17 protein-coding genes are annotated in these 16247 nt (G+C 43.7%); all 17 read left to right on the top strand.

What is annotated here, in order from left to right; translation table 11 throughout:
• Window positions 1–65 precede the first annotated feature (65 nt).
• The 17 genes from rncS to sucC all read left to right on the top strand — a co-directional run bounded on the left by rncS (window position 66) and on the right by sucC (window position 16221).
• Window positions 66–815: a ribonuclease III gene (gene rncS / locus QA442_RS13925; protein WP_151257034.1), complete on the top strand. Its 750-nt coding sequence runs from the start codon at window positions 66–68 to the stop codon at window positions 813–815.
• Between the two features lie 100 nt (window positions 816–915).
• A complete protein-coding gene (gene smc, locus QA442_RS13920; protein ID WP_095431295.1) occupies window positions 916–4476 on the top strand; it encodes a chromosome segregation protein SMC in 3561 nt (1186 codons plus the stop codon).
• A gap of 19 nt (window positions 4477–4495) precedes the next feature.
• Window positions 4496–5485, top strand: coding sequence for a signal recognition particle-docking protein FtsY (gene ftsY / locus QA442_RS13915; protein WP_014663946.1), 990 nt, complete (start codon window positions 4496–4498; stop codon window positions 5483–5485).
• 84 nt (window positions 5486–5569) lie between these two features.
• On the top strand, window positions 5570–6340 hold the full coding sequence (locus tag QA442_RS13910; protein ID WP_095431335.1) for a phosphotransferase family protein: 771 nt from the start codon (window positions 5570–5572) through the stop codon (window positions 6338–6340).
• Between the two features lie 121 nt (window positions 6341–6461).
• Window positions 6462–6794, top strand: a complete 333-nt coding sequence (locus QA442_RS13905) for a putative DNA-binding protein (protein WP_003238590.1) — start codon at window positions 6462–6464, stop codon at window positions 6792–6794.
• A 13-nt stretch (window positions 6795–6807) separates the two neighbouring features.
• The gene (gene ffh / locus QA442_RS13900) at window positions 6808–8148 is read left to right on the top strand and encodes a signal recognition particle protein (RefSeq protein WP_014663948.1); all 1341 of its coding nucleotides are present in this window, start codon (window positions 6808–6810) and stop codon (window positions 8146–8148) included.
• 105 nt (window positions 8149–8253) lie between these two features.
• A complete protein-coding gene (gene rpsP / locus QA442_RS13895) occupies window positions 8254–8526 on the top strand; it encodes a 30S ribosomal protein S16 (RefSeq protein ID WP_003220815.1) in 273 nt (90 codons plus the stop codon).
• Window positions 8526–8771 (top strand): KH domain-containing protein, encoded by a 246-nt coding sequence (locus QA442_RS13890; protein WP_014663949.1) that lies wholly within the window; start codon window positions 8526–8528, stop codon window positions 8769–8771. The genes rpsP and QA442_RS13890 overlap by 1 nt, the downstream gene beginning before the upstream one ends.
• A 121-nt stretch (window positions 8772–8892) precedes the next feature.
• Entirely contained in the window at window positions 8893–9279 is a 387-nt protein-coding gene (locus QA442_RS13885) for a YlqD family protein (protein ID WP_014663950.1), read from the top strand.
• A 4-nt stretch (window positions 9280–9283) separates the two neighbouring features.
• Complete coding sequence (gene rimM / locus QA442_RS13880; RefSeq protein ID WP_095431296.1) at window positions 9284–9808, top strand: ribosome maturation factor RimM; 525 nt, start codon at window positions 9284–9286, stop codon at window positions 9806–9808.
• On the top strand, window positions 9805–10536 hold the full coding sequence (gene trmD, locus QA442_RS13875; protein ID WP_003232011.1) for a tRNA (guanosine(37)-N1)-methyltransferase TrmD: 732 nt from the start codon (window positions 9805–9807) through the stop codon (window positions 10534–10536). The genes rimM and trmD overlap by 4 nt, the downstream gene beginning before the upstream one ends.
• 139 nt (window positions 10537–10675) lie before the next feature.
• Window positions 10676–11023, top strand: a complete 348-nt coding sequence (gene rplS, locus QA442_RS13870; RefSeq protein ID WP_003220825.1) for a 50S ribosomal protein L19 — start codon at window positions 10676–10678, stop codon at window positions 11021–11023.
• Between the two features lie 144 nt (window positions 11024–11167).
• On the top strand, window positions 11168–12016 hold the full coding sequence (gene ylqF / locus QA442_RS13865; protein ID WP_069149587.1) for a ribosome biogenesis GTPase YlqF: 849 nt from the start codon (window positions 11168–11170) through the stop codon (window positions 12014–12016).
• 70 nt (window positions 12017–12086) lie between these two features.
• On the top strand, window positions 12087–12854 hold the full coding sequence (rnhB, locus tag QA442_RS13860) for a ribonuclease HII (protein WP_095431297.1): 768 nt from the start codon (window positions 12087–12089) through the stop codon (window positions 12852–12854).
• A 29-nt stretch (window positions 12855–12883) separates the two neighbouring features.
• Window positions 12884–14611 carry a hypothetical protein gene (locus tag QA442_RS13855; protein WP_095431298.1) on the top strand — a complete coding sequence of 576 codons (1728 nt, stop codon included), beginning with the start codon at window positions 12884–12886 and terminating at the stop codon, window positions 14609–14611.
• The gene (locus QA442_RS13850; RefSeq protein WP_014663956.1) at window positions 14608–14889 is read left to right on the top strand and encodes a FlhB-like flagellar biosynthesis protein; all 282 of its coding nucleotides are present in this window, start codon (window positions 14608–14610) and stop codon (window positions 14887–14889) included. Before QA442_RS13855 ends, QA442_RS13850 begins: the two co-directional genes overlap by 4 nt.
• Window positions 14890–15063: 174 nt before the next feature.
• Window positions 15064–16221, top strand: coding sequence for an ADP-forming succinate--CoA ligase subunit beta (sucC, locus tag QA442_RS13845; protein WP_014663957.1), 1158 nt, complete (start codon window positions 15064–15066; stop codon window positions 16219–16221).
• Window positions 16222–16247 lie beyond the last annotated feature (26 nt).

Below are 16247 nucleotides of genomic sequence, written 5' to 3'. Positions count from 1 at the left end.
TACGCGCGCTGTATCCGGTTTAGTCAGAGAAGCGCGGTGAACCTGATGTGCCTATGGAGGTTACTATGTCAAAACACTCACATTATAAAGATAAAAAAAAGTTCTATAAAAAAGTAGAACAATTTAAAGAGTTTCAAGAACGGATTTCGGTTCACTTTCAAAATGAAAAGCTTTTGTATCAAGCATTTACACATTCATCTTATGTGAATGAGCATCGGAAAAAGCCGTATGAAGATAATGAAAGGCTTGAATTTTTAGGTGACGCTGTTTTGGAACTGACGATCTCCAAATTCTTATTTGCCAAATACCCGGCTATGAGTGAAGGAGATTTGACGAAATTGAGAGCCGCAATTGTTTGCGAACCGTCTCTCGTTTCATTGGCTCACGAACTGTCATTCGGCGACCTTGTCCTGTTGGGAAAAGGTGAGGAAATGACAGGCGGAAGAAAGCGTCCTGCTCTATTGGCAGATGTTTTTGAGGCATTTATCGGAGCCTTGTATCTTGACCAAGGATTAGAGCCGGTCGAAAGTTTCTTAAAAGTTTATGTGTTCCCTAAAATTAACGATGGTGCTTTTTCTCATGTGATGGATTTCAAAAGCCAGCTGCAGGAATACGTGCAGCGGGACGGCAAAGGCTCTCTGGAGTATAAAATCTCCAACGAAAAAGGACCTGCGCACAACCGTGAATTTGAAGCCATCGTATCTCTAAAAGGTGAACCACTCGGTGTCGGAAATGGCCGTTCAAAGAAAGAAGCCGAACAGCACGCTGCTCAGGAAGCTTTAGCTAAATTGCAAAAACACCATACGAAACAATAAAATCCCCCTTATAATTCAGGGGGATTTCAGTATGTATGCCGTCTTATTTCACCAATGTTTATGATAGAATTGAAATACTTATTACATAAGGAGGATCGCTATGTTCCTCAAACGTTTAGACGTTATAGGATTTAAATCATTTGCAGAACGGATTTCCGTAGACTTCGTGAAAGGCGTGACAGCGGTTGTCGGCCCGAACGGAAGCGGAAAAAGCAACATCACGGATGCCATTCGCTGGGTTCTCGGCGAACAATCGGCACGCTCTCTTCGCGGCGGAAAAATGGAAGACATTATTTTTGCCGGCAGTGATTCAAGAAAGCGATTAAATCTAGCTGAAGTTACGCTTACTCTTGATAATGACGATCATTTCTTGCCAATTGACTTCCACGAGGTTAGTGTCACAAGACGTGTGTACAGATCAGGCGAAAGTGAGTTTCTGATTAACAATCAGCCATGCCGCTTAAAAGATATTATTGATTTATTTATGGACTCCGGCCTTGGTAAAGAAGCATTTTCTATTATCAGCCAAGGGAAAGTGGAAGAGATTTTAAGCAGCAAAGCAGAGGATCGCCGCAGTATCTTTGAAGAAGCGGCCGGGGTGCTTAAATATAAAACGAGAAAGAAAAAAGCAGAAAATAAACTGTTTGAAACACAAGACAACCTAAATCGGGTAGAAGATATATTACATGAGCTTGAAGGACAGGTTGAACCTCTTAAAATTCAAGCTTCAATAGCGAAAGATTACCTTGAGAAAAAGAAAGAGCTGGAGCATGTTGAAATTGCGCTGACTGCCTATGATATCGAAGAACTGCATGGCAAATGGTCAACGCTTAAAGAGAAAGTGCAGCTTGCAAAGGAAGAAGAGCTCGCTGAATCGTCTGCGATTTCTGCGAAAGAAGCGAAAATCGAAGATGCGAGAGATAAAATTCAAGCGCTTGATGAATCAGTAGATGAACTCCAGCAAGTTTTACTGGTAACAAGTGAAGAGCTGGAAAAGCTTGAAGGCCGTAAAGAAGTCCTGAAAGAACGAAAGAAAAACGCTGTGCAAAACCAAGAACAGCTTGAAGAAGCCATTGTTCAGTTCCAGCAAAAAGAAACGGTGCTGAAAGAAGAGCTTGCGAAGCAGGAAGCTGTCTTCGAAACACTTCAAGCAGAGGTGAAACAGCTAAGGGCTCAAGTAAAAGAAAAACAACAGGCTCTAAGTCTTCACAACGAAAATGTCGAAGAGAAAATCGAGCAGCTGAAAAGTGATTACTTTGAGCTGTTAAACAGCCAGGCTTCGATTCGCAACGAGCTCCAGCTCCTAGATGATCAGATGTCCCAATCTGCTGTCACATTGCAGAGACTCGCGGACAACAATGAAAAGCATATACAGGAACGGCGTGATATTTCTGCGCGAAAAGCAGCATGTGAAACAGAATTTGCCCGAATTGAGCAGGAGATTCACAGCCAAGTTGGTGCATATCGTGATATGCAGACAAAATATGAGCAGAAAAAGCGCCAATACGAAAAAAATGAATCCGCTCTGTATCAGGCATACCAATACGTTCAGCAAGCGAGAGCAAAAAAGGACATGCTTGAGACGATGCAGGGGGATTTCTCCGGCTTTTATCAAGGTGTTAAAGAAGTGCTGAAAGCGAAAGAGCGCCTTGGCGGAATTCGCGGAGCGGTCCTTGAGCTGATCTCGACAGAACGGAAGTATGAAACGGCCATTGAAATAGCGCTCGGCGCTTCTGCTCAACACGTCGTGACCGACGATGAACAGTCTGCCCGCAAAGCGATTCAATATTTAAAGCAGAATTCCTTCGGCCGGGCGACGTTTTTGCCTCTTTCTGTTATTAGAGACCGCCAGTTTCAAAGCCGTGACGGGGAAACAGCCGCTCGGCACTCATCATTTCTCGGGGTTGCCAGTGAACTTGTCACATTTGATCCTGCATATCGAAGCGTCATACAGAATCTTCTTGGGACCGTGCTGATCACAGAGGATTTAAAGGGTGCAAACGAGCTTGCGAAGCTTCTCGGGCACCGGTACCGCATCGTAACCCTTGAGGGAGATGTTGTGAACCCTGGTGGCTCAATGACGGGCGGCGCGGTTAAAAAGAAAAATAACTCCCTTCTCGGAAGAAGCCGGGAGCTAGAAGATGTGACGAAACGGCTCGCTGAAATGGAAGAGAAAACTGCTCTGCTTGAACAAGAGGTCAAAACCCTTAAGCACTCCATTCAGGATATGGAGAAAAAACTGGCTGACTTAAGAGAAACCGGAGAAAGCTTAAGGTTAAAGCAGCAGGATGTGAAGGGCCAGCTGTACGAACTTCAAGTTGCCGAGAAAAATATCAACACCCATTTAGAGCTCTATGATCAAGAAAAATCTGCTCTGTCAGAAAGCGATGAAGAGAAAAAAGCGCGCAAACGCAAGCTTGAAGAAGAGCTCTCTGCCGTATCTGAAAAGATGAAGCATCTTGAAGAGAACATAGACAGACTGACAAAACAAAAACAATCGCAATCCTCAACGAAAGAGTCTCTCTCCAACGAGCTGACTGAGCTGAAGATCGCAGCGGCCAAAAAGGAGCAGGCATGCAAGGGGGAAGAGGACAACCTTGCCAGATTAAAGAAAGAGCTCACAGAAACTGAGTTTGCGTTAAAAGAAGCAAAAGAAGACTTAAGCTTCTTAACGTCAGAGATGTCATCAAGCACCAGCGGCGAAGAAAAGCTGGAAGAAGCCGCAAAACATAAATTGAATGACAAAACGAAAACGATCGAACTGATTGCGTTAAGGCGCGATCAGCGCATCAAGCTTCAGCATGGGCTTGATACGTATGAGCGTGAGCTAAAAGAAATGAAACGCCTGTATAAACAAAAAACAACACTCTTAAAAGACGAGGAAGTCAAACTTGGGCGAATGGAAGTAGAGCTCGATAATTTACTCCAGTATTTGCGGGAGGAATACAGCTTGTCCTTTGAGGGGGCAAAAGAGAAATATCAGCTTGAAACCGATCCAGAGGAAGCCAGAAAGCGCGTGAAGCTGATTAAACTCGCAATTGAAGAGCTTGGTACCGTGAACCTCGGAAGCATAGATGAGTTTGAGAGGGTCAACGAACGGTACAAGTTTCTGTCGGAACAAAAAGAAGATTTAACAGAAGCGAAAAATACCCTGTTCCAAGTGATTGAAGAAATGGATGAAGAAATGACGAAACGCTTTAACGACACATTCGTCCAAATCCGCTCACACTTTGATCAAGTCTTCCGCTCCTTATTCGGAGGGGGGCGAGCTGAATTGAGGCTCACCGATCCTAACGATCTGCTTCACTCAGGAGTTGAGATTATCGCACAGCCGCCGGGGAAAAAACTGCAAAACTTAAATCTCCTGTCAGGCGGAGAGCGTGCGCTTACGGCTATAGCGCTCTTATTCTCAATTTTAAAAGTTCGCCCAGTGCCGTTTTGCGTCCTTGACGAAGTAGAGGCTGCGCTTGACGAAGCGAATGTGTTCCGGTTTGCGCAGTATTTAAAAAGATACAGCAGAGATACCCAGTTTATTGTGATTACCCACAGAAAAGGGACGATGGAGGAAGCGGATGTCCTATACGGCGTAACCATGCAGGAGTCCGGTGTGTCCAAGGTAATCTCAGTTAAGCTGGAAGAAACAAAAGAATTCGTTCAGTAACGAGGAAAGAGGTTAAAAGATGAGCTTTTTTAAAAAATTAAAAGAGAAAATCACAAAACAGACAGATTCCGTATCTGAAAAGTTTAAGGATGGCCTTGAAAAAACAAGAAACTCCTTTCAAAACAAAGTGAATGATCTTGTATCCCGTTACCGTAAAGTGGATGAGGATTTCTTCGAAGAGCTTGAAGAGGTTCTTATCAGCGCGGATGTCGGTTTTACAACCGTTATGGAATTGATAGATGAACTAAAAAAAGAAGTCAAACGCAGAAATATCCAAGATCCGAAGGAAGTCCAGTCAGTCATTTCTGAGAAACTGGTCGAGATTTATAACAGCGGGGATGAGCAAATTTCAGAGCTGAATATCCAGGATGGGCGTTTAAACGTAATCCTTCTGGTAGGTGTAAACGGCGTTGGGAAAACGACAACGATCGGAAAGCTTGCTCATAAAATGAAACAAGAAGGAAAATCTGTCGTGCTTGCTGCCGGAGACACTTTTAGAGCGGGAGCCATTGAACAGCTGGAAGTATGGGGAGAGCGTACAGGAGTGCCTGTCATTAAGCAGACGGCCGGAAGCGATCCGGCGGCTGTCATCTACGATGCTGTTCATGCTGCAAAAGCAAGAAATGCCGATGTATTAATTTGTGATACGGCAGGTCGTCTCCAAAACAAAGTCAATCTCATGAAAGAGCTTGAAAAAGTGAAACGTGTTATCGAAAGAGAGGTTCCTGAAGCGCCGCATGAGGTGCTGCTTGCCCTTGATGCCACAACTGGCCAAAATGCAATGGCCCAGGCAAAAGAGTTCTCTAAAGCGACAAATGTTACCGGCATTGCTTTAACGAAGCTTGATGGTACGGCAAAAGGCGGTATCGTCCTTGCGATTCGCAACGAGCTTCACATCCCGGTTAAACTAGTCGGGTTAGGTGAAAAAGTTGATGACCTCCAGGAATTTGATCCAGAATCGTATGTGTACGGGCTCTTTTCAGATTTAGTGGAAAAAGCCGAGGATTAATGAATAAAAAGCGAGTATAAAATGGACAGTTTTATACTCGTTTTTTTATACGCATTGATATATCGGAATGGAGGGTGCAGATTGTTGGACAAATGGCTGAAAGCTGAATTGGAAAAAAAGATCGGCGCAATAAAACACATGTCGCTGTTGGATGAACAGGGAGGCACTTCAACCGTTCGAAAAATAGTGACAAGCCAAGCCGCATATCTGTTGAAAAGTTCTTCTCACTTGAGGTATCGGGAATGGTTAAGGAGAGAAGCCCTTGTTTTACAAAAGCTTACCGAAACTCATCGTCTGCCTGTCCCTGTTTATTATGGGTTTATCCAGCAACAGCATTCCAGCCATATCGTCATGTCGTTTGAAGATGGAATTACACTGACTTCTGCTTTAAGAAAAGCAAAGGGAGATACTGAAAAGAAAAAGCTGATCAAAAGCTTCGGCCAGTTTCTCAATCGACTGCATGAAACCGAACTTGTCCCTGATTTACAGCCGGAAATAGATTGGCTCGATTTGCAAATCAAACGAGCCGGTGAATATGTCGAAAAAGGACAAGCTGAAGGCAGCGCATGGCTTTTGAAGGAATTGGACCAGCACAGGCCTGTTCCTGTTCAGCAGACAATGATTCATGGTGACTGCACAACTGATAATGTGCTGGTGAAAGACGGAGAGGTTTGTCTGTTTATTGATGCTGCGGGAATATCAGCGGGAGATCCGCGATATGATGAATCATTGGCGATCAGAAATTTTGCCACAAATGAAGCATTTCTCAATGCTTTTTACGAAGGCTATTGCCGCTATCGAGTATCTAAACAAGAATTCGAGTATTTTAACGGCGGTCTATATGAATTTTTCTGAATGAATTTATTATGCAAAAAGAGCAGCATGCTTTGACAAGATAAAAACTTGACAGTGTCAATAAAACCGTGTAAACTAAGTTATCGTAAAGGGATTTGACTTAACAAAGGGGAGAGCTCAAATGTCACTCGAAAAGACAACGAGAATGAATTATCTGTTTGATTTTTATCAGTCGTTGTTGACGTCAAAACAGAAGAGCTATATGTCGCTTTATTATTTGGACGATTTCTCCCTAGGCGAAATAGCCGAAGAATATGAGGTTTCAAGACAAGCTGTTTATGATAACATCAAACGAACAGAAGCGATGCTTGAACAATATGAAGAAAAGCTGCTCCTTTTGAAAAAGTTTCAGGAGCGTAAAGAGATGTTTAATAAGCTGAAGGAGCTTGCTTCCGGTTCAAAAGAAGAGGAAGAAATTACAGCTCTGATTGAAGCCCTTGAGAAATTAGATTAGGAGGCGGCAAACTATGGCATTTGAAGGATTAGCCGACCGACTGCAGCAGACGATTTCTAAAATCCGCGGAAAAGGGAAAGTCAGCGAACAAGATGTTAAAGATATGATGCGTGAGGTTCGTCTTGCGCTGCTTGAGGCTGACGTTAACTTTAAAGTAGTCAAGGATTTTGTCAAAAAAGTAAGTGAACGCGCTGTAGGCCAAGACGTCATGAAAAGTCTGACGCCCGGCCAGCAGGTCATTAAAGTTGTTCAAGAGGAACTGACTGAGCTGATGGGCGGCGAAGAGAGCAAAATCGCCGTCGCAAAAAGGCCGCCGACCGTTATTATGATGGTCGGTCTCCAAGGTGCCGGTAAAACGACAACAAGCGGTAAGCTTGCGAATCTGCTGCGCAAAAAGCATAATCGCAAACCGATGCTGGTTGCTGCCGATATTTACCGCCCAGCCGCAATTAAGCAGCTGGAAACGCTCGGCAAACAGCTAGATATGCCTGTTTTCTCTCTTGGTGATCAGGTCAGTCCTGTAGAAATAGCGAAACAAGCGATTGAGAAAGCCAAGGAAGAACATTATGACTATGTCATTTTGGATACGGCAGGCCGCTTGCATATCGACCATGAACTGATGGATGAACTGACCAACGTCAAAGAAATCGCGAATCCGGAAGAAATCTTCCTTGTTGTCGATTCAATGACCGGTCAGGACGCTGTGAATGTTGCCAAAAGCTTTAATGAACAGCTCGGTTTAACCGGTGTTGTGTTAACGAAGCTGGATGGAGACACACGCGGCGGGGCTGCGCTTTCTATTCGCGCGGTCACAAACACGCCGATTAAATTCGCGGGTATGGGCGAAAAGCTTGATGCGTTAGAGCCGTTCCATCCTGAACGCATGGCATCAAGGATTCTCGGCATGGGCGACGTGCTGACATTGATTGAAAAAGCACAGGCCAGCGTTGATGAAGACAAAGCCAAAGAGCTCGAACAAAAAATGAGGACGATGAGCTTCACATTGGACGATTTTCTGGAGCAGCTCGGGCAAGTCAGAAACATGGGACCGCTTGATGAACTTCTGCAAATGATGCCGGGTGCAGGCAAAATGAAAGGCCTGAAAAACATCCAAGTTGACGAAAAACAGCTGAATCATGTGGAAGCCATCATCAAATCAATGACTGTTCTTGAAAAAGAACAGCCGGATATCATCAATGCCAGCCGGCGGAAGCGGATTGCAAAAGGAAGCGGGACATCCGTACAGGAAGTCAACCGTCTGCTTAAGCAGTTTGACGAAATGAAAAAAATGATGAAGCAGATGACAAATATGTCAAAAGGCAAGAAAAAAGGGTTTAAGCTACCTTTTATGTAATCGGTTATACATGATAAAACCATTGTTAAGAAAAAACACTTTACAAACACTTTTATCATTGTTAATATACTATCTTGTTGAAATATTTTCGGAGGTGCTAGTAAAATGGCAGTAAAAATTCGTTTAAAACGTATGGGAGCAAAAAAATCTCCTTTCTATCGTATTGTTGTAGCAGATTCTCGTTCACCACGTGACGGCCGTTTCATTGAAACAGTCGGAACTTACAACCCGGTTGCAAAACCAGCGGAAGTAAAAATTGACGAAGAGCTTGCTCTTAAATGGCTTCAAACTGGAGCGAAACCATCTGATACAGTTCGCAACTTGTTCTCTAGCCAAGGAATCATGGAAAAATTCCACAACGCTAAACAAGGCAAGTAATGACTGATCAACACTTGGAAGATTTGATTGTCCGAATTGTGACCCCGCTTGTTGATCATCCAGATGACATTCGCGTCACAAGAGAAGAAACCGATCAAAAGATTGCGCTGCGCTTATCTGTCCATAAGTCAGATACCGGTAAAGTTATCGGAAAGCAAGGCCGGACTGCAAAAGCGATTCGAACAGCTGTATTTGCAGCTGGCGCACAGTCTTCTAAGAAAGTTCAATTTGAGATATTTGACTAAAAGGGAGAGGGCCGGCACCTCCCCTTTTTTTACACGCAAAAAAAGGGTAAACTGATAGAAGCTTAGGCAAAATAGAAAAGCCTGAGCGAGAAAAAGTTTTAAAAGCGGGGAGCTTGGTGCGATGCAAATTATTCACCGTGTAGCCGTTATGCAAGTCTTAACCGAGCGCAGCAAAGAACAGCTTTTAGCTTCTTTTGCCGAAAAGAAACAAATGCTTGAACGAGAATGCAGCCAGCTCTATTTTCAGCTTAGAAAACACGAGAAAGAACAACAAAACCCTGATATGATTGAACAATTTAAAAAGGCAATAGAAAAGCGAAAAGATGATATAAAGATCATCGATTTTCAAATTGCTCAAGTACATACATTGCCGCTTGGCAGTGAGTTGAGAGAAAAGGAAGTCGATGCCCTGCTGACGATTGAAGCCGGGGATGACTGGCATGAAAAAACAGCAGCGAACACCATCGTCATAAAAGACGGAAAAGTAATTGAAATTCGCCAGAGGTGATCATATGACAAAGCGATGGTTTAATGTAGGCAAAATCGTGAATACCCACGGAATCAAAGGCGAAGTGCGTGTGATTTCGAAAACAGATTTTGCCGAAGAACGATACAAGCCGGGAAACACGCTGTATTTGTTTATGGACGGCCGTAACGAACCAGTGGAAGTAACGGTAAACACGCATAGACTGCATAAGCAATTTCATCTGCTGCAGTTTAAAGAAAGACAAAGCCTAAATGAAGTAGAAGAGCTGAAAAACGCAATCATTAAAGTGCCTGAAGAAGATTTAGGAGAGCTGAATGAGGGTGAATTTTATTTTCACGAAATCATTGGGTGTGAAGTACTTACTGAGGAAGGCGAACTCATTGGAAAGGTCAAAGAAATTTTGACGCCTGGTGCTAATGACGTTTGGGTCATCGAACGAAAAGGAAAAAAAGATGCACTCATTCCTTACATTGAATCAGTGGTCAAACATATCGATGTCAGCGAAAAGAAAATTGAGATTGATCTCATGGAAGGGTTAATAGACGAATGAAAATCGACTTTTTGACGCTGTTTCCAGAAATGTTTGAAGGTGTGCTCGGCTCATCGATTCTTCAAAAAGCCCAGGAAAAAGATGCGGTGCAGTTTCAAGTCGTCAATTTCCGGGAGTACTCTGATAACAAGCACAATACTGTTGATGATTATCCTTATGGCGGCGGTGCAGGTATGGTTCTCAAGCCTCAGCCTGTTTTTGACGCGGTCGAGGACCTGACATCAAAGGCAGCAGCTGCTCCGCGTATTATCCTCGTATGCCCGCAAGGTGAGCGTTTTACCCAAAAAAAAGCCGAACAATTAGCAAAGGAAGAGCATTTGCTATTCATTTGCGGCCACTATGAAGGCTATGATGAACGCATCCGCGAGCATCTGGTAACGGATGAAATATCAATTGGCGACTTTGTACTGACGGGCGGTGAGCTCCCTGCAATGATGATCGCAGACAGCGTGGTCAGACTGCTTCCAGGTGTACTGGGTAAAGAGGCTTCCCATATTGAGGATTCATTCAGCACTGGACTCTTAGAGCACCCGCATTATACAAGACCGGCAGATTACAAAGGTTTAAAAGTGCCTGAAACACTCTTGTCAGGAAACCATGCAAAAATTGAAGAATGGCGGAATAAAGAATCGATCAGAAGGACCTACCTAAGACGTCCGGATCTGTTGAAAGACTACCCGCTTACAGAGCAGCAAAGAAAGTGGATTTCTGAATGGGAAAAAGAATAGATTTTATTGCATAGGCTATGAAATTGTGATAAGATACTACTTGTGGCTTAAGCGGGCTTATCCGCTGCAAGCTTGAAAACGATGTTCCGCTGTGCTGTGTTTTGTGGCCAAGAGCATCTGTTGGAAGGAGTTGAAAACGATGCAAAAACTAATTGAAGATATCACAAAAGAACAACTTCGTACTGATCTTCCTGCGTTCCGTCCTGGTGACACTTTACGTGTACACGTTAAAGTTGTTGAGGGTAACCGTGAGCGTATCCAGATCTTTGAAGGTGTTGTGATTAAGCGTCGTGGTGGTGGAATCAGCGAAACGTTCACAGTTCGTAAGATTTCTTACGGTGTTGGCGTTGAACGTACTTTCCCTGTACACACACCAAAAATCGCGAAAATCGAAGTTGTACGTTACGGTAAAGTACGCCGTGCTAAACTTTACTACCTACGTGAACTTCGCGGAAAAGCGGCTCGTATTAAAGAGATCAGACGATAATGATAACGAACGAAAAGAGCTTGTTACCTGTAACAAGCTCTTTTTTTATACAGAATTTGAAAATGCCGGACAGGCATCGTAAAATACATAAAGAACAACAATGAATCATGCATACTGAAGAGATAAAGGCGGTGTTCGTGTCACATGACAATTCAATGGTTCCCGGGCCATATGGCAAAGGCAAGAAGGGAAGTAACCGAAAAATTAAAATTAATCGATATCGTATATGAATTGGTAGATGCCAGAATTCCAATGTCATCAAGAAACCCAATGATTGAAGATATTCTAAAAAATAAGCCGCGAATTATGCTGTTAAACAAGGCTGACAAAGCAGATGCGGCAGTTACACAGCAATGGAAAGAGCACTTTGAGAACCAGGGGATCCGCTCTCTGTCCATTAATTCTGTAAATGGACAAGGATTAAATCAAATTGTGCCTGCATCAAAAGAGATCCTCCAAGAAAAATTTGACCGAATGCGGGCGAAAGGTGTGAAGCCGAGAGCGATTCGCGCCTTGATTATCGGTATTCCAAATGTCGGGAAATCGACGCTCATTAACCGCCTTGCAAAGAAAAACATAGCAAAAACGGGAGACAGACCTGGTATTACGACATCTCAACAGTGGGTCAAAGTTGGGAAAGAATTAGAGTTATTAGATACACCGGGGATTTTGTGGCCTAAATTTGAGGATGAGCTTGTCGGTTTGAGACTGGCAGTCACCGGGGCTATTAAGGACTCGATAATCAATTTGCAGGATGTAGCCGTGTTCGGTCTTCGTTTTCTTGAAGAACATTATCCAGAACGGCTTAAAGAGCGCTACGGCCTTAATGAGATCCCGGAGGACATTGCCGAGCTGTTTGATGCAATAGGTGAAAAACGCGGCTGTCTCATGAGCGGTGGTCTTATTAACTACGATAAGACGACTGAAGTCATCATTCGCGATATCCGCACTGAAAAGTTCGGCAGGCTGTCATTTGAACAGCCGACGATGTAAAGGCGCGCAGAAATGCGGGTCTTTATTTTTTCTTGGCCGAACCGATACATACAGTAAGGGAGAAGAGAAAGTGAATACATTAACCGTAAAGGACATTAAAGACCGTTTGCAGGAAGTGAAGGATGCACAAGACCCATTTATTGCCCAGTGCGAAAACGACCCGAGAAAAAGCGTTCAAACGCTTGTAGAGCAATGGCTTAAAAAGCAAGCGAAAGAAAAAGCGCTGAAAGAACAATGGGTGAATATGACTTCCTATGAAAGGCTGGCAAGAAACAAAGGATTCCGTTTGATTGCAGGTATTGACGAGGTCGGACGGGGGCCATTGGCAGGGCCAGTTGTCGCCAGTGCAGTCATCCTGCCAGAGGAATGTGAAATACTTGGGCTGACAGACTCCAAAAAGCTTTCAGAGAAAAAACGTGAGGAATTTTACGAGCTTATTATGAAAGAAGCACTGGCGGTCGGGATAGGAATTGTAGAAGCTGCAGTCATTGACGAAATCAATATATATGAAGCTTCTAAAATGGCAATGGTGAAAGCGATACAGGATTTGTCGGATACACCTGATTATTTGCTTGTTGACGCAATGACACTGCCGCTCGACATGGCTCAGTCGTCAATTATAAAAGGAGATGCCAAAAGTGTGTCTATTGCGGCAGGTGCGTGTATCGCAAAAGTGACGAGAGACCGAATGATGAGCGCTTATGCCGAAACGTACCCTATGTACGGGTTTGAAAAAAATAAAGGTTATGGAACAAAAGAACATTTGGAAGCTCTCGCTGCATACGGCCCAACTGAATTGCACCGCAAAACTTTCGCTCCTGTTCAATCTTTCAGCTAAATCAATGGACAAGGAGGCACTTTTTTTAAATGAACATACGAAATGATGTGCAAAAGGCGCTGCAGCACCTTTTTGGGCGTACAGCAGTCCCGCAGGAAACATCAAATGTAAACGAAGCGCTAAACGGGGAGTACCGTCTCCTCTTGGGCAAAGTGCTTCGTTTACTAGGAGATCAGCATGCCCTGATCCAAGTCGGCAATCAAACTGTTCAGGGAAAACTAGAAACCCAGCTTCGTCCTCAGGCATACTATTGGTTTTCCTACGAAAAAACGGCAGAACAGACAGGACGTCTTCAGGTCGTTCAAAGCTTTGAGCAAAATCCTAAAATCATTCAGGATGCAGCTGGCAAGCTTTTAAATGCCATTTCAGTGAAGCCGTCAAATGCAGCTCTCATGATGACAGGAGCGATGCTGAAGAGCAAAACACCCGTAACAGAAAATGATATTAAAACAGCTGTCCGCTGGATGGACACGCTGCCGTCGCAAGACGCCAAAAAAGCGATTGAAACGGTTCTCTTCGCTTTAAAGCGCGATCTTCCCATTCACTCCGAGGTTTTGAGCGGTGTTCATGCTGTGAAATCGCCTGTTCCGTTGCATCAGCATATATCCCAGCTGGTTCAGGCAATCGAACAAAACCCTCAGCAGAGCCAAATGATGTCAAAGCTAAAGGAGGCAGTTACAGCGCTTTTAAATAGTGAAATTGATGTTCATGCAGAACGGCTGATCGATAAGCTTATATCTTTAACGGAGACTGCGAAAACACCCTCTTCCGCCAATACAGCTGGAAACAGGGAACTTAGCACACCAGCAGGCTCCCCCGAAAAGGCCAGCCTGCCGGTTGCAAATCATCTAGCAGAACAGAGAAACATACAAGGAGAGCCTGTTAAAACAGCCTCAGACATTCCAATCAAAGAAGCCCGCCAGCTGCTGGCAAAGCTGACGGAATCTGCTGAAAAAAACAGTCTCCAAATTGTGAAAGAAGCAGCAAATTGGATTAAAGCGGCTGGTTCAACGGGTGATAGTAAGTCACTTGCAGCTTCAGCTCATTTACAGGCGGCACAAATCACAGACCAGGAAGCCGAAGTTTTTTTAAAGGCTGTTCAGCAGACAGCACCTCATTTAGCGGATAAGGCAGATGTTCTTTCCTTCTTATCCAAAGTGAAAACGGCAATTGGCGCAAGGGACGAGCTTGCGTTCATTAAAGCGTTTGAACAAGGAAGCGCAGACACATCTGACGAAATGCAGTCCATCAAGCTGGCTCTTCATGCCATAAGAGCATCGCATGAGGTAGCCGAACCAATCAAGCAAGAAGCCGATCAGCTTTTTCATAAATTAAATGGCCAGCTTTTCATGCAGCAGGACCATCCGTCATACAGCCAAATTGTACTGTCATTTCCGATGTTTTCGAAGTCAGGAATTCAGGACATGACCGTTCTGTTTAAAGGAAAGAAAGAAGCGGATGGCAAGCTTGATCCTTCCCATTGCCGCCTTTTATTTTTGCTGCAGCTTGATACATTAAAAGAAACCGTCGTTGATTGCTTGATACAGCAAAAAGTCATGACCATTACAATAGAGACTGATTTTGAGCTGCAGGCTGCGATAGATCCGATGGTTCCCGCGCTTAAACAGGGGTTAAAAGAAATGGGATACAGCCTTTCAGGGGTAAACGCGAAAAAAAGGGTTCACACCGAAGAAAAGGCTTCAATCGATCAATATATAACAAGTATCAGTGATCAAGAAGTGGATGTGAAAATATGAAAGAGCAGACACCGATCAGAAAAGCTGTGGCTCTTCATTATGACGAACAAAAAGACAAGGCGCCGAGAGTGCTTGCCACAGGAAAGGGCCATGTAGCCGACAACATTATTAAAGAAGCGAAAAAGGCAGGGGTCCCGATTCAAGAAGATCGGACCCTTGTCGAATTAATGCGCCATTTGACGGTAGATGATCAAATCCCTGAGGCTCTTTATGAAACGGTAGCCGAGATTTTTTCATTCATTTACAGATTGGACGAAAGCGTAAAAAACAAAAAATAGCTAAAATATTCCCCATCCTCTGTTTGAAAATTTATGTTTTTAATAAAGTAAAAGTTTGAATGTTTAGAAGGATTAAAAGATTTTGCACCGAAGTGTAGACAATTCTTCCAGTATTATTATAGAATGAAAGCGCAGTCTATTTTAGTTTTGTTACATAAGTTAGGAGGATGGGAAATGAATATCCATGAGTACCAGGGAAAAGAAGTCCTCAGAAAATATGGGGTATCTGTTCCTGAAGGTAAAGTGGCTTTTACAGCAGAAGAAGCAGTTGAGAGTGCAAAGAGCTTATCCAGCTCGGTTTATGTCGTAAAGGCTCAAATTCATGCTGGCGGTCGAGGCAAAGCTGGTGGGGTAAAAATAGCAAAATCATTAGACGAAGTAAAAGCGTATGCCGAAGAACTATTAGGGAAGACCCTAGTTACACATCAGACGGGTCCGGACGGCCAAGTAATAAAACGCTTACTTATTGAAGAAGGCTGCGATATTAAAAAAGAATATTACGTGGGTCTTGTGCTTGACCGCGCTACTTCCAGAATCGTTCTGATGGCTTCTGAAGAAGGCGGAACGGAAATTGAAGAAGTTGCGGAGAAAACACCGGAAAAAATCAAAAAAGCTGTCATTGATCCGGCTGTGGGCCTTCAAGGCTATCAAGCCAGAGAAATTGCATTCGCTATTAATATTCCAAAAGAGCTTGTGGGGAAAGCTGCTAAATTTATGCTTGGACTATATAAAGCGTTTGTTGAAAAAGACTGCTCAATCGCCGAAATCAACCCGCTTGTTGTTACCGGGGACGGAAATGTGATGGCGCTTGATGCAAAATTGAATTTTGACAGCAATGCGTTGTACAGACAAAAGGACATTATGGAATACAGAGATTTGGATGAAGAAGATCCGAAAGAAATCGAAGCGTCCAAATATGACCTAAGCTACATTTCCCTTGATGGAAATATCGGCTGTATGGTAAACGGCGCGGGACTTGCAATGTCCACAATGGATATTATCAAGCATTACGGTGGAGAACCGGCAAACTTCCTTGATGTGGGCGGCGGTGCAACCGCGGAAAAAGTCACGGAAGCATTTAAAATCATTCTTTCTGATCAAAACGTTAAAGGGATTTTTGTCAACATTTTCGGCGGCATTATGAAATGTGATGTCATCGCAGAAGGGGTTGTTGAAGCGACTAGACAAGTTGGTTTGACATTGCCGCTTGTTGTCCGTCTTGAAGGCACAAACGTGGATCTAGGGAAGAAAATCCTTAGTGAATCAGGATTAAACATTACATCTGCGGAATCAATGGCTGACGGCGCGCAGAAAATCGTATCCTTAGTTTAAGAAAGAATGAAAGGCAGGGGACCATA

The organism is Bacillus stercoris (assembly GCF_029772985.1).
In the GTDB taxonomy this organism is placed as follows: Bacteria; Bacillota; Bacilli; order Bacillales; family Bacillaceae; genus Bacillus; species Bacillus stercoris.
This window is presented reverse-complemented; position numbering and strand designations above follow the sequence as displayed.

Bases quoted from the DNA above. Each gene is read 5' to 3' on its own strand.
- rncS (WP_151257034.1), top strand. From the start codon at position 66: ATGTCAAAACACTCACATTATAAAGATAAAAAAAAGTTCTATAAAAAA.
- smc (WP_095431295.1), top strand. From the start codon at position 916: ATGTTCCTCAAACGTTTAGACGTTATAGGATTTAAATCATTTGCAGAA.
- ftsY (WP_014663946.1), top strand. From the start codon at position 4,496: ATGAGCTTTTTTAAAAAATTAAAAGAGAAAATCACAAAACAGACAGAT.
- QA442_RS13905 (WP_003238590.1), top strand. From the start codon at position 6,462: ATGTCACTCGAAAAGACAACGAGAATGAATTATCTGTTTGATTTTTAT.
- ffh (WP_014663948.1), top strand. From the start codon at position 6,808: ATGGCATTTGAAGGATTAGCCGACCGACTGCAGCAGACGATTTCTAAA.
- rpsP (WP_003220815.1), top strand. From the start codon at position 8,254: ATGGCAGTAAAAATTCGTTTAAAACGTATGGGAGCAAAAAAATCTCCT.
- QA442_RS13890 (WP_014663949.1), top strand. From the start codon at position 8,526: ATGACTGATCAACACTTGGAAGATTTGATTGTCCGAATTGTGACCCCG.
- QA442_RS13885 (WP_014663950.1), top strand. From the start codon at position 8,893: ATGCAAATTATTCACCGTGTAGCCGTTATGCAAGTCTTAACCGAGCGC.
- rimM (WP_095431296.1), top strand. From the start codon at position 9,284: ATGACAAAGCGATGGTTTAATGTAGGCAAAATCGTGAATACCCACGGA.
- trmD (WP_003232011.1), top strand. From the start codon at position 9,805: ATGAAAATCGACTTTTTGACGCTGTTTCCAGAAATGTTTGAAGGTGTG.
- rplS (WP_003220825.1), top strand. From the start codon at position 10,676: ATGCAAAAACTAATTGAAGATATCACAAAAGAACAACTTCGTACTGAT.
- ylqF (WP_069149587.1), top strand. From the start codon at position 11,168: ATGACAATTCAATGGTTCCCGGGCCATATGGCAAAGGCAAGAAGGGAA.
- QA442_RS13855 (WP_095431298.1), top strand. From the start codon at position 12,884: ATGAACATACGAAATGATGTGCAAAAGGCGCTGCAGCACCTTTTTGGG.
- QA442_RS13850 (WP_014663956.1), top strand. From the start codon at position 14,608: ATGAAAGAGCAGACACCGATCAGAAAAGCTGTGGCTCTTCATTATGAC.
- sucC (WP_014663957.1), top strand. From the start codon at position 15,064: ATGAATATCCATGAGTACCAGGGAAAAGAAGTCCTCAGAAAATATGGG.